At 43.8% G+C, this 14,062-nt stretch carries 9 protein-coding genes and 3 rRNA genes; 2 read left to right on the top strand and 10 right to left on the bottom strand.

All coding sequences use genetic code 11. The features are described 5' to 3' along the window. Window positions 1–33: 33 nt before the first annotated feature. The 10 genes from mmsB to RCG22_RS17170 form a co-directional block, all read right to left on the bottom strand. Window positions 34–1,257 carry a multiple monosaccharide ABC transporter permease gene (gene mmsB, locus RCG22_RS17215; RefSeq protein ID WP_308103926.1) on the bottom strand — a complete coding sequence of 408 codons (1,224 nt, stop codon included), beginning with the start codon at window positions 1,255–1,257 and terminating at the stop codon, window positions 34–36. Next, a complete protein-coding gene (locus RCG22_RS17210; protein ID WP_308103925.1) occupies window positions 1,254–2,819 on the bottom strand; it encodes an ATP-binding cassette domain-containing protein in 1,566 nt (521 codons plus the stop codon). Before RCG22_RS17210 ends, mmsB begins: the two co-directional genes overlap by 4 nt. A 127-nt stretch (window positions 2,820–2,946) precedes the next feature. Next, on the bottom strand, window positions 2,947–4,155 hold the full coding sequence (locus tag RCG22_RS17205) for a substrate-binding domain-containing protein (protein WP_308103924.1): 1,209 nt from the start codon (window positions 4,153–4,155) through the stop codon (window positions 2,947–2,949). Window positions 4,156–4,493: 338 nt separating this feature from the next. Next, window positions 4,494–4,772: a hypothetical protein gene (locus RCG22_RS17200; protein ID WP_308103922.1), complete on the bottom strand. Its 279-nt coding sequence runs from the start codon at window positions 4,770–4,772 to the stop codon at window positions 4,494–4,496. A gap of 484 nt (window positions 4,773–5,256) precedes the next feature. Continuing rightward, a 5S ribosomal RNA gene (rrf, locus tag RCG22_RS17195) occupies window positions 5,257–5,373 on the bottom strand. 77 nt (window positions 5,374–5,450) lie between these two features. Beyond that, window positions 5,451–8,387 (bottom strand): 23S ribosomal RNA (locus tag RCG22_RS17190). A gap of 200 nt (window positions 8,388–8,587) precedes the next feature. After that, window positions 8,588–10,125: ribosomal RNA gene (locus tag RCG22_RS17185) — 16S ribosomal RNA — on the bottom strand. The 16S, 23S and 5S rRNA genes sit together here, the layout of an rRNA operon. Before the next feature lie 419 nt (window positions 10,126–10,544). Continuing rightward, the gene (locus RCG22_RS17180; RefSeq protein WP_308103921.1) at window positions 10,545–11,507 is read right to left on the bottom strand and encodes a bile acid:sodium symporter family protein; all 963 of its coding nucleotides are present in this window, start codon (window positions 11,505–11,507) and stop codon (window positions 10,545–10,547) included. 331 nt (window positions 11,508–11,838) lie between these two features. Then, window positions 11,839–12,771: a hypothetical protein gene (locus tag RCG22_RS17175; protein WP_308103920.1), complete on the bottom strand. Its 933-nt coding sequence runs from the start codon at window positions 12,769–12,771 to the stop codon at window positions 11,839–11,841. Between the two features lie 68 nt (window positions 12,772–12,839). Further along, window positions 12,840–13,313, bottom strand: a complete 474-nt coding sequence (locus RCG22_RS17170; protein ID WP_098260351.1) for an Hsp20/alpha crystallin family protein — start codon at window positions 13,311–13,313, stop codon at window positions 12,840–12,842. 237 nt (window positions 13,314–13,550) lie between these two features. Here RCG22_RS17170 and RCG22_RS17165 point away from each other — a divergent pair, with 237 nt between their 5' ends. Both RCG22_RS17165 and RCG22_RS17160 read left to right on the top strand, forming a co-directional pair. Beyond that, a complete protein-coding gene (locus RCG22_RS17165) occupies window positions 13,551–13,781 on the top strand; it encodes a hypothetical protein (protein WP_308103919.1) in 231 nt (76 codons plus the stop codon). Between the two features lie 19 nt (window positions 13,782–13,800). Next, window positions 13,801–14,055 (top strand): hypothetical protein, encoded by a 255-nt coding sequence (locus RCG22_RS17160; protein ID WP_166262764.1) that lies wholly within the window; start codon window positions 13,801–13,803, stop codon window positions 14,053–14,055. Window positions 14,056–14,062 lie beyond the last annotated feature (7 nt).

Below are 14,062 nucleotides of genomic sequence, written 5' to 3'. Positions count from 1 at the left end.
TTCTCACTCCTCAACCCCAAATTTCTTCATATATTAGCGTTTTTTCCGCTTGGACATAATGTCTACTGCAACTGCTAGGAGTAACACAAGACCTTTAATGGTTTGAATTAATGCGGAATCCACTCCCATAATCGACAGTCCCTGGTTAATAACCCCCATGACAACAGCACCAATAACAACACCTGGTACCGTTCCAATACCACCTGTAACAGCAGTGCCACCAACAAAGCAGGCTGCAATAGCATCGAGTTCGAAAGAATTACCAGTTGCAGCTGATGCGGAACTCAAACGTGAGAGCATCGCAATAGCTGCAATAGCAGAAAGAAGCCCCATGTGAACGAAGAGTGAAAAATCGATTCGACGAGTGTTAATACCCGAAAGAAGCGCTGCTCGACGATTTCCACCCACCGCATAGATGCGTCGGCCAAAAACCGTACGAGTCAAAATAAAGTTATAAGTAAAAACAAGAACTCCAACGATAACCAACATAATTGGGATACCGCCTTGAGTGGCATTCCCAGAAGATGCAAATTCGAGTGTTAGAGCAGCGATTACTACGGATGCAATAGCAATCTTGATGTAGGTTACGGTGATAGTCTCTGGAACCAGCCCCACCTTAGAGACTTTGCTACGCTTATGAAGTTGAGTCCACGCAAAAGCGACAATAGCAAGGATCCCAACAACAATACTCAAACCATCAAATGGTCCCCACCACCCAAGAATATTTGGGAGATAGTTTGAAGCAATGGCATTAAATGACGTATTGTTGACTGGGATAGATGCATTAATCATCGTGGTTGCAAGACCTCGGAAGATAAGCATGCCCGCTAAAGTGGTAATGAAACCTGGAATTCCAACAAAAGCAACCCAGAACCCTTGCCACACTCCCACGAGAACGCCAATAAGTAAACCTACAATAATTGCTAAGAACCAATTAAGGTGCGCATTCTGCATAAGCAAAGCTATGCAACCACCGATAAAGCCTACTAAGGAACCAACTGACAAATCAATATGGGTTGCAATGATGACCATAACCATACCAACTGCAAGGATGATGACGTAAGCATTCTGCTGAATTAATTGAACAATTGTATTCGGCTGGAGTAAAAGTCCTCCAGTCAAAATTTCAAATACGATAATGATGACGACGAGTGCACCAACAATTCCGTATTGGCGAGCATTTGAAGCAAAAGATGCCAACACTGTCCCTTTTTTTATATTTTCATTTTTCTGAGGTGTTAAAGATGCTGAACTCATAATTCTCCTACCTTCTTTAACTGAGTCTTTTCTTGAGTCATCCCCTTCATGAGGTACTCCTGAGTAAATCCTGTCTTCGGAACGTCGTCCGTGATGACGCCCTGACTGACCGTATAAATACGATCACAAATACCAATAAGTTCAGGAAGTTCAGATGAGATAACAATTACAGCCTTGCCTTCATCAGCAAGTTGATCAATGATTTCGTAAATTTCGTATTTAGCACCAACATCGATACCACGTGTTGGCTCATCAAGGATCAAAATATCTGGATTAGAAATAACCCATTTGGCTAAAACTACCTTTTGTTGGTTTCCACCTGATAGATTAGATACCTGTTCTTCAATGCTTGGTGTTTTGATATGGAAGTCCTTGCGATACTTTTCAACAGCAATACGTTCAGCGCCATCATCCATGACCCCATGCTTTGAGTGCTTAGTAAGGGATGCCAACAAAGTATTTTCACGAATATTCTGCAATAGATTGAGACCATACCCCTTGCGATCTTCAGTTGCATAGGCAATGCCTGCTTCAATTGCCTTCTGGACTGTCGATGTGTCAGTCTCTTTACCATGCACATAGACTTTTCCAGACACACCTGAACCATAAGTATGACCAAAGATGCTCATCGCCATCTCTGTGCGACCTGCCCCCATGAGTCCCGCAAGTCCAACAATCTCACCTGCACGCACATAAATATTTGCATGATCGACAATCACACGCTGCTGATCAAGTGGATGATGGACTGTCCAATTCTCCACACGAAAGATTTCATTCCCCATATGGGAAACATGGTCGGGGTAAAGATTGGTAAGTTCGCGACCGACCATTTTATGAATAAGCTCATCCTGATCAAGTGGATTCTCTTTTGAATTCGTCAACCAACCAACCGTGGAACCATCGCGAATAATCGTCACATTGTTGGCAATGGCTGCAATTTCATTCAACTTGTGAGAAATGATAACCGATGTAACGCCTTGGTTATCTCGCAAATCACGAATGATTTGCAGTAAATGAGCCGAATCTTCATCATTCAAAGCTGCAGTTGGCTCATCGAGTAACAGAAGTTTAACTTCCTTCGATAAAGCTTTTGCAATTTCCACTAGCTGCTGCTTACCCACACCAATATCCATAATCTTAATGTCAGGATTTTCTTCTAGACCAACTTGCTGCATCACCTTAACGGCATCAGCGCGAGTTGCTTCCCAATCAATCACGCCATTCTTCTGACGCTCATTACCGAGATATATATTTTCAGCGATTGAAAGGAATGGGCTCAATGCCAACTCCTGCTGAATCACTACAATACCTAGTTCTTCAGAATCCTTGATTTTTTTAAAGTTGCATTCTTTACCATCATAAAAAATAGTGCCCGAGTATGTACCACTCGGATACACTCCTGAGAGTACATTCATCAATGTCGACTTTCCAGCACCGTTCTCACCACAAATTGCATGGATTTCACCACGAGCAATCTCCAAATTCACATTTGTAAGAGCTTTAACAGGACCGAAAGTTTTAGTGATGTTTTGCATCTGTAATATCATTTGGGTATTCGACATATTACACACCTCGTTTGCGTTGGCTTCTCTTTGAGAATATCTCAAGATTTAAACAAACAACCTAATAGAAATCTTATAGCAACTTTGCTACTCCTGTTCGCAAAGTCGCTATAAGATCTTCAATTTACTACTTAATAATCGGAGCAGCAATATCTTTCTGATATTGAGCTTCGGTGATGAATCCACTCTCAACTTCATAGTGTAAACCTTTTTGTTCACCAGTTGGGTTCTTAACTAATTCATCTGACTTCAACAGCCAAGTTGGAACTTCTTTCTTACCATTGTTCATAGGAGCATCGGTTGATTTAGGCTCCTTGCCATCAGCAATCTGGGTCAAGATTGACGTTGTCTGATCTGCGAGTAGGGCAACATTCTTGAAGACAGTCTGTGCCTGTGCACCGTACATGATGTTGCTGATAGCGATATCCATACCATCCTGGCCGGTGATAATTGGCCAAGCAGATTTGTTCTGTTGGTTTGAAGCAGAGTATGGAATAGTTGGAGTCATATCAGGACGTGCATTCTTGATTGACTTCATAATTCCTAGTGAAATTGCATCATATGGAGAAAGGACAGCGGCGAGTGGCTGATCTCCAAGCTTAGTCATAAATGCATCCATTTGCTTTTGTGCTTGGGTTTGATCCCATGCGTGAACAGAAATCTTCTTCCAATCTGCATCTGTCGTGTCTTTGGTTACAAGACCTGATGGATCAACCAATTGGCCTGACTGGAAGTAAGGCTTTAGCAAATCCCAAGCCCCCTTGAAGAAGTAAGGTGCATTATTATCATCATCCGAACCAGCAAATAGTGCAATGTTCAGGGGTTTAGTCTTACCACCCTCACCTTTCAAATCAAGCTTATCGATAATGGTATTTGCCTCGAGGATACCCGTGCGTTCAAGATTGAAAGTCACATAATAATTCACGGCATTGGTATTCATTACTAAGCGATCATAAGAAACGACAATGTCGCCTTGTGATTCTGCCTGCTCAACAGCCGGCCCAACAGCAGTGCCATCAACGGCTGCAACGACAATTGCTTTTGCACCAGCAGAAACCAGATTATTAATATCATTTGACTGCTGTGATGGGCTGTTATTTGCATACGCAAGCTTAGTCTTGAATCCTGCTTTTTTGAGATCTTTAACCAAATTGGCACCATCAACATTCCAACGCTGATCAGCTTTGGTAGGCATTGAGATACCAACCAAATCACCTTTTTTAAGCGAAGTACTGGTTGATTCTGAAGAACCACGGGTAGTACTGCTACAAGCTCCCAACACTGCAACACTAGTAATAGTTATAATAGCCGTATTTGCTAGTTTTTTAAAATTCATTTTAAATTTCCCCTTTTTTGTATACATTTTAAATTCTAATATTTGAGAAATAAAAATACGTTCTATAATTGATAATTATCTTGAAAACGTTTTAAAAGGATAAAAACTAAAAACACTTCTGAATACGCTCAAAATGAGTGTATTCTGGTGGAAATCAACTAGAAAAAATTGTTCTACCCCACTAACTTTTTATAAGAGTTCACAAACTTCGTCATAAGTTTTAGTGTAAAGTCAACGGTAATGTAGACGCAACCGCTGTCATAGCACCTTGCCAAGTCCTGAGTGGAACTAAAAGTTGTACGGACTTATCAACTGCCATATAGCCATGCATCATCGCGCTAAACCCAATCAAGCCAACTTATTTCAAGAACGCCCCCATCATATTGATAAACATCGGCGGCTATTGCACGATAACTCAAACGTAAGCCCTTCCAAATCTCTTCTAAAAAATAGGTCCAATAAACATTTTTAGGTTTGTATTCCCATTCACAACTTCCAGATGCTACAGTTTGAAAGGTTGAATCTACGAATCTACTAACTTGGTTTTTATTCGGGTTGATATTTATCCGTACATATTTAGGAGCTGAATTCGGTAATCTGAAGTTATTGCTGTCCAAACATTCTCCATATTTTATATTCTCCCTCTTTTAAAAATTAATAACGCTTACAATTAATGTAGTATTTATGTACGTACATGTCAACAAAAATAATTTTTTCTTTTTTAGATGTACGTATAAATATTATTATACCAAATAAGAAATCTATATTACTCGCTTAAAATTTAGATTAGGTTCCAAATTTTACAAATAATTTTTATAAAATAGAAGCTAAAAATAGCGAATTAAAACACAGACACGGGATGCGGTGATTGAAGTGATGCACAAAATACTTGGTGGTGGAAGTCCACTACTGGCTTGGTAGTAGTAACTGTTAGCAACCTCTTAAACAAAAGCTTCTGCTGCGAACTTCTCACTTAAAAGGGATATTTTCAATGTATAGTGGATATTTACTAAAAAGGAGCAAAGGCATTAGCCTCGTCTTAAAATGATATATCATTTTAAGACGACAAAAAAGACAACCTGTTTAGATTGTCTTCGATTTGCCTGGCAACGTCCTACTCTCACAGGGACGCGTGTCCCAACTACCATCGGCGCTGAGAAGCTTAACTTCCGTGTTCGGTATGGGAACGGGTGTGACCTTCTCGCCATTGCTGCCAGACTATAAAATTAGAGGTATCATTCCCTCAAAACTAGATAATGCAGAAGAAGTGTGTAAAAACGAGTTCGCTTTAAAATTTGGTTAAGTCCTCGAACGATTAGTATCAGTCAGCTCCACATGTTACCACGCTTCCACCTCTGACCTATCAACCTGATCATCTTTCAGGGTTCTTACTAGCTTGCGCTATGGGAAATCTCATCTTGAGGGGGGCTTCATGCTTAGATGCTTTCAGCACTTATCCCGTCCGCACATAGCTACCCAGCGATGCCCTTGGCAGAACAACTGGTACACCAGCGGTGCGTCCATCCCGGTCCTCTCGTACTAAGGACAGCTCCTCTCAAATTTCCTGCGCCCACGACGGATAGGGACCGAACTGTCTCACGACGTTCTGAACCCAGCTCGCGTACCGCTTTAATGGGCGAACAGCCCAACCCTTGGGACCGACTACAGCCCCAGGATGCGATGAGCCGACATCGAGGTGCCAAACCTCCCCGTCGATGTGGACTCTTGGGGGAGATAAGCCTGTTATCCCCGGGGTAGCTTTTATCCGTTGAGCGATGGCCCTTCCATGCGGAACCACCGGATCACTAAGCCCGACTTTCGTCCCTGCTCGACTTGTAGGTCTCGCAGTCAAGCTCCCTTGTGCCTTTACACTCTGCGAATGATTTCCAACCATTCTGAGGGAACCTTTGGGCGCCTCCGTTACTCTTTAGGAGGCGACCGCCCCAGTCAAACTGCCCACCTGACACTGTCTCCCACCCCGATCAGGGGTGTGGGTTAGAATTTCAATACAGCCAGGGTAGTATCCCACCGACGCCTCCACCGAAGCTAGCGCTCCGGTTTCTCAGGCTCCTACCTATCCTGTACAAGCTGTACCAAAATTCAATATCAGGCTACAGTAAAGCTCCACGGGGTCTTTCCGTCCTGTCGCGGGTAACCTGCATCTTCACAGGTACTATAATTTCACCGAGTCTCTCGTTGAGACAGTGCCCAGATCGTTACGCCTTTCGTGCGGGTCGGAACTTACCCGACAAGGAATTTCGCTACCTTAGGACCGTTATAGTTACGGCCGCCGTTTACTGGGGCTTCGATTCAGAGCTTCGCTTAGCAGCTAACCCCTCCTCTTAACCTTCCAGCACCGGGCAGGCGTCAGCCCCTATACTTCGCCTTGCGGCTTCGCAGAGACCTGTGTTTTTGCTAAACAGTCGCCTGGGCCTATTCACTGCGGCTCTTCGAGGCTATTCACCTCAAAAAGCACCCCTTCTCCCGAAGTTACGGGGTCATTTTGCCGAGTTCCTTAACGAGAGTTCTCTCGCTCACCTTAGGATTCTCTCCTCGCCTACCTGTGTCGGTTTGCGGTACGGGCACCATTTATCTCGCTAGAGGCTTTTCTTGGCAGTGTGGAATCAGGAACTTCGGTACTAAATTTCCCTCGCTATCACAGCTCAGCCTTAGTGAGAAGCGGATTTGCCTACTTCTCAGCCTAACTGCTTAGACGCGCATATCCAACAGCGCGCTTACCCTATCCTCCTGCGTCCCCCCATTGCTCAAACGATAAAGAGGTGGTACAGGAATATCAACCTGTTGTCCATCGCCTACGCCTTTCGGCCTCGGCTTAGGTCCCGACTAACCCTGAGCGGACGAGCCTTCCTCAGGAAACCTTAGGCATTCGGTGGATGAGATTCTCACTCATCTTTCGCTACTCATACCGGCATTCTCACTTCTAAGCGCTCCACCAGTCCTTACGGTCTAGCTTCAACGCTCTTAGAACGCTCTCCTACCACTGACATCTAAGATGTCAATCCACAGCTTCGGTGATACGTTTAGCCCCGGTACATTTTCGGCGCAGAGTCATTCGACCAGTGAGCTATTACGCACTCTTTAAATGGTGGCTGCTTCTAAGCCAACATCCTGGTTGTCTAAACAACTCCACATCCTTTTCCACTTAACGTATACTTTGGGACCTTAGCTGGTGGTCTGGGCTGTTTCCCTTTTGACTACGGATCTTATCACTCGCAGTCTGACTCCCACGGATAAGTCTTTGGCATTCGGAGTTTGTCTGAATTCGGTAACCCGATGAGGGCCCCTAGTCCAAACAGTGCTCTACCTCCAAGACTCTTACTACGTGAGGCTAGCCCTAAAGCTATTTCGGAGAGAACCAGCTATCTCCAAGTTCGATTGGAATTTCTCCGCTACCCACACCTCATCCCCGCACTTTTCAACGTGCGTGGGTTCGGGCCTCCATCCAGTGTTACCTGGACTTCACCCTGGACATGGGTAGATCACCTGGTTTCGGGTCTACGACCACATACTCAATCGCCCTATTCAGACTCGCTTTCGCTGCGGCTCCGTCTTTTCAACTTAACCTTGCATGGGATCGTAACTCGCCGGTTCATTCTACAAAAGGCACGCTATTACCCATTAACGGGCTCTAACTACTTGTAGGCACACGGTTTCAGGAACTATTTCACTCCCCTTCCGGGGTGCTTTTCACCTTTCCCTCACGGTACTGGTTCACTATCGGTCACTAGGGAGTATTTAGCCTTGGGAGATGGTCCTCCCTGCTTCCGACCGGATTTCTCGTGTCCGGCCGTACTCAGGATCCACTCAGGAGGGAACGAAGTTTCGACTACAGGGTTTTTACCTTCTATGACGGACCTTTCCAGGTCGCTTCATCTACCCCGTTCCTTTGTAACTCCATGTTGAGTGTCCTACAACCCCAAGAGGCAAGCCTCTTGGTTTGGGCTATGTCCCGTTTCGCTCGCCGCTACTCAGGGAATCGCGTTTGCTTTCTCTTCCTCCGGGTACTTAGATGTTTCAGTTCCCCGGGTATGCCTTCCATACCCTATGTATTCAGGTAAAGATACTGTTCCATTACGAACAGTGGGTTCCCCCATTCGGAAATCTCCGGATCAAAGCTTACTTACAGCTCCCCGAAGCATATCGGTGTTAGTCCCGTCCTTCATCGGCTCCTAGTGCCAAGGCATTCACCGTGCGCCCTTTCTAACTTAACCTAAAAGGTTTATAACTCTTAATTAATAAGAGAGAAAAACTAAAATGGCGATTACTCGATGTTTACTTTGCTTCTTCTTACGATTATCTAGTTTTCAAAGAACGATGTTTTGAGAGAAATTGCACTCTCAAAACTAAACAAACAAAATACGGCGATAAACAAACTGTTTTGTCTGGCTCACAAGTCCAGCTTTATCCTTAGAAAGGAGGTGATCCAGCCGCACCTTCCGATACGGCTACCTTGTTACGACTTCACCCCAATCATCTGTCCCACCTTAGGCGGCTGGCTCCTTACGGTTACCCCACCGACTTCGGGTGTTACAAACTCTCGTGGTGTGACGGGCGGTGTGTACAAGGCCCGGGAACGTATTCACCGCGGCATGCTGATCCGCGATTACTAGCGATTCCGGCTTCATGCAGGCGAGTTGCAGCCTGCAATCCGAACTGAGAATGGTTTTATGGGATTGGCTAAACCTCGCGGTCTTGCAGCCCTTTGTACCATCCATTGTAGCACGTGTGTAGCCCAGGTCATAAGGGGCATGATGATTTGACGTCATCCCCACCTTCCTCCGGTTTGTCACCGGCAGTCACCTTAGAGTGCCCAACTGAATGCTGGCAACTAAGATCAAGGGTTGCGCTCGTTGCGGGACTTAACCCAACATCTCACGACACGAGCTGACGACAACCATGCACCACCTGTCACTCTGTCCCCCGAAGGGGAACGTCCTATCTCTAGGAGTGTCAGAGGATGTCAAGACCTGGTAAGGTTCTTCGCGTTGCTTCGAATTAAACCACATGCTCCACCGCTTGTGCGGGCCCCCGTCAATTCCTTTGAGTTTCAGCCTTGCGGCCGTACTCCCCAGGCGGAGTGCTTAATGCGTTAGCTGCAGCACTAAGGGGCGGAAACCCCCTAACACTTAGCACTCATCGTTTACGGCGTGGACTACCAGGGTATCTAATCCTGTTTGCTCCCCACGCTTTCGCGCCTCAGCGTCAGTTACAGACCAGAAAGCCGCCTTCGCCACTGGTGTTCCTCCACATCTCTACGCATTTCACCGCTACACGTGGAATTCCGCTTTCCTCTTCTGCACTCAAGTCCCCCAGTTTCCAATGACCCTCCACGGTTGAGCCGTGGGCTTTCACATCAGACTTAAAGGACCGCCTGCGCGCGCTTTACGCCCAATAATTCCGGACAACGCTTGCCACCTACGTATTACCGCGGCTGCTGGCACGTAGTTAGCCGTGGCTTTCTGGTTAGGTACCGTCAAGGTACCGGCAGTTACTCCGGTACTTGTTCTTCCCTAACAACAGAGCTTTACGACCCGAAGGCCTTCATCGCTCACGCGGCGTTGCTCCATCAGACTTTCGTCCATTGTGGAAGATTCCCTACTGCTGCCTCCCGTAGGAGTCTGGGCCGTGTCTCAGTCCCAGTGTGGCCGATCACCCTCTCAGGTCGGCTACGCATCGTCGCCTTGGTGAGCCGTTACCTCACCAACTAGCTAATGCGCCGCGGGCCCATCTGTAAGTGTCAGCCGAAACCGACTTTCAGCTTTTCCTCATGAGAGGAAAAGGATTATCCGGTATTAGCACCGGTTTCCCGGTGTTATCCCAGTCTTACAGGCAGGTTGCCCACGTGTTACTCACCCGTCCGCCGCTAACCACCGAAGTGATTCGCTCGACTTGCATGTATTAGGCACGCCGCCAGCGTTCGTCCTGAGCCAGGATCAAACTCTCCAAGAAAGTTGATTAGCTCATTTGTTACGTTGGCTTAGTTTCATTGCTGAAACTAAAAATTTTTGTTTGTTTTGCACGATTTTGTTTGTTTAGTTTTCTAAGAACAATTTGTTATGTCAGAAGCGACATTTACTATCATATCAACTTTCTATCATTATGTCAATATAATATTTTACCTTTTTTTCTATCACTTTTTCCTATAAAATATGTTCGGCTAAAAGCGACTTTCTTATAGTACCATCTTCGATTTACTTATGCAACAAAAAGTTTTTCTTTTATATTCAGTTGCAACTCCATACAAATACTTTCTACTATTATAAATGTCTATCAATATTCGACTTCGACAACTATCGGGGCGTGACAGGCACAGGAAGTAATAAAGACTAAAAGAAAACCACCCAGATATGGCTGGGTGGTCTTCAGTGTTAACCTACCTTTTGGATACTTTGATTCTTTTGATCTTTCTCTTTCATCCGGCTGAAAATATTAGCAAGTACGGAACCCGATAGATTATGCCACACACTGAAAATCGCACTTGGTACTGCCGCTAAAGGAGAGAAGTGCGCCGTAGCGATCGCAACTCCCAAGCCGGAATTCTGCATGCCCACTTCCATTGCCACAGCCTTTTGCTTGGCAAGGTCCATTCCGCATACACGGGCAAAGAAGAATCCTATTAAGAAACCTAGTAAATTATGTAAGATCACAACTCCAAAGATAAGCAATCCAGTTTCGGCAATCTTCGCCGCACTGCCTGCTACGACAGCAGATACAATTAACACAATCGCAGTAACGGAAACAAGCGGCAATGCTTTCGCACCGGCTTTAGCTTGTTTTCCAAAGAACTTTTTAATGATAAACCCAAGCGTTAATGGGACAATCACTACTTGTACAATCGAAAGGAATAAAGAAGCCACACTGACATCCACCCATTTGCTTGCAAACAGAAGAATGAGCAATGGTGTGACAATTGGTGCAAGAATCGTAGAAACAGAGGCAATGGCAACCGCTAAAGCTACATTTCCTCTTGCTAGAAACACCATAACATTGGAAGCCGTTCCGCTCGGGCAGCATCCTACTAAAATAACACCTACAGCGACTTCTTTTGGTAAATCCAGTCCAACTGCCAATAAAAAGGCAAGCAATGGCATGATGATAAAGTGACCGATAACTCCAAGCGCCACTTCCTTCGGTCTTCTAAATACTTCTTTAAAATCCGATAACTCGAGTGTAAGGCCCATTCCAAACATAACAATCCCTAATAAAGGAACAATATAGCCTCCCAGCCATACAAAGTGTGCAGGAAAAGAATAGGCAATAATGGCAAAGACCAAAACCCATAATGTAAATGTTTTTCCAGCAAAGGTGCTGATTTTCTCAATGACTCTCATAACAAAAACCCCCTCGAAAATTATGTTAAATTTTTCTAAAAATTAGTTTGTAACTATATTAGTATAAATATTTATAAAAATCAATATTTTCTAATAAAATAAACAAAGCGCCAAAGGGGAGATTCTCCGTAATACTAAAATAACGAAAAGGCCTATTTACTGCGAACCCCATGAAGGTAAAGCAAGTAAGTAGGCCTTTTTGTTACATAGGCTAACCTTATTTAAAAATACGATCACTTCCACACCTTTATACCATACCTGGTATCGCATAATGTGCCAAATTCTTAGTAACCAATAAAAAGTCAAAAGAACCGTCCCCATGCTTCCATGATTAATCATCCTCAATCTCGATTTCAGTGTAGTGTTCTTCCTCCTCGTTAGGAATGGGGGTTGGATGGTTTGAGGATTCCTCTTGTTGGGGCTTGTCCGTTTCGTCTGTACTGGATTGCTTTTTCTCCATTTCCTCCTTGACGGCCTTCATTTTTTCTATCTCCTCTTTTACTTCCTCCGTTATCTTGCGAGGTATAACATCTTTACCATATGTCGCTCCAATATTGAGGGCACCGCTCAACTCATGAATGCCAATCTGGCCAAAGTTATTGGTTTGCTCATATTTATCTAAATAAAATTTATCAATATAAAATGTTTTCATAATAGGACTCTTCTGTATCGCCTCCCTTTCTTTTTCCTCCCATTTCCTCAGCAGATGATTTTGCTTTTCTACTAATTCTTCTATTTGAGTGAGTATCCCAGCTTGCACCTCATTAACCATTTCATATTTTTTCTCCAGCTCACGGACTCTTATGTCTATAGGCGAGGAGCGGGTGTCACTCTGTTCTTGCCCCTTGCCCCTATTTTCCTTGGGACGATAACTCCCCCCACTCATATCTTTTGCTGATTGGTTAGCTTGTTGGGACAAAATAATCTCTTTTACTATTTTCTCAAGGCCGTCGATCCTTTGTGATAGCTCACTGACCTTTTGTACTTGCGGATTCAATTCTTTTTTATCTTCCACATTCCTTTTTGAGTGTATCTCCTGTTCGGACTTATTGGCATCTACTTTTTTCTGCTCGGTCCATGATCGCTTGTCTTTCACAAGTTTGTCAGTTCCATACATCGATAGCCGAAGTTGTTTTTCAAATTCTAATAACTTCTTCATTTGGACTTCCAGTGTGTTTATCCGTAAAATTTGCTTATCGTAATCATTTGCGCTGTTTAACGAATCTTCCTTATTATTCCGGCCGAATATCCCTTTAATAGGCATAGTAAATCCCCGCAAACTATGATTTATTTTCCTTCATACAACCAGCGTATGAAATACTTAAAGATTGACTATTCAATTGGCACCTGTTCTTCGTTAAAATAGTGCCGTTTATATGAAACAATCAACAAGCCATTGCTAAACCTTGCACTAACTTGATTGGGTAGGACGGGTTCCGGTAGCTGGATGATTCGCTCAAAATCTCCAGTATTTCTTTCTTGCTGTACCACCTCCCCTTTGATGAGGTTTTTCTTGCTTCCTTTTATTAATACCTTTATGCCTGATACTGACAACTGGATATCTTCCTTTAAATAACCAGGCAGATCGACGACCAATATAACCTCTTCGTCTGTCAAATAGATATCGGTTGGTGGAAACCTTTTCTCCCTCACAGGTTCTGCTTTTGCCTCTCCAGGCTGACCAAAATCAAAATTACTTTTCATAAATTCATCAAAGGAGGGCTGCTCAAAAATACCACTCCAAAAGTCATTGGATTGATAATTCTTTGCCAAATCCATCCATTGTAACATCTTATTCATATCCATGTATGGATCCTCCTCCGAAGAATAAAGCTGGTCCATTTATAAATTTGCATCTTATATTCATCGTATTTATGATTTATCAAATCATTCATGGAAAGGGGATTTTTACTTAAAAAAAATTCAAAAAAATGGACCGATGATCCGATTACTGGTTTCTAAACTTAATGTCCTAACATAATCACCAAGTGCCCAGCATAGGCTTTAAGTATCCCGGGTTTTGAATAGAAAGGATTCTGGTCGATGTTCTTTTTACCAACTACAATCAATATAAAAGGCATTAAACTGAATAATGTTGATCATTTAAGTACAGTCTCATTTAGTTCAACGATTATTCATAACAAAAATGTAAGTGCAAAGAAAAACCAAGGAATGGGCCAGCAGCTGGCAGATGGTACACGGAGGGCGTTCACAGTCTCTACAATATTGGATAATGAGCTTCAGGATAGCACGTCACAAAAAACAACGAATTAAAAAAGCTTAGGAGGGTTTTATGTCTGGTCCGGTTCCTTACATCAACATCAATATCAATATCATAAAGGTAAACTCTTTTGAGAATGCCTCAGCCATAAATGTCGGGCAAAACCTACTAGCTGAATGGCATAATTCAGACAAAAAAAATATGGGTTTAGGCCAAAATATGGGGGATGGAAGCAACTTTCTCGGTACAAGAAGTTTAGTTGATGACCGTGATCAACTGGATTCCAACTCTACCTTTGAAACGACGGCCAAAGTTCCAATTCCATAGGAGTGAG

The sequence above is a fragment of the Neobacillus nitrireducens genome (assembly GCF_030915405.1).
Lineage (GTDB): Bacteria > Bacillota > Bacilli > Bacillales > Cytobacillaceae > Neobacillus.
The sequence above is the reverse complement of the archived record's forward strand: the minus strand, read 5'-3'. Positions and strand labels throughout refer to the sequence as shown.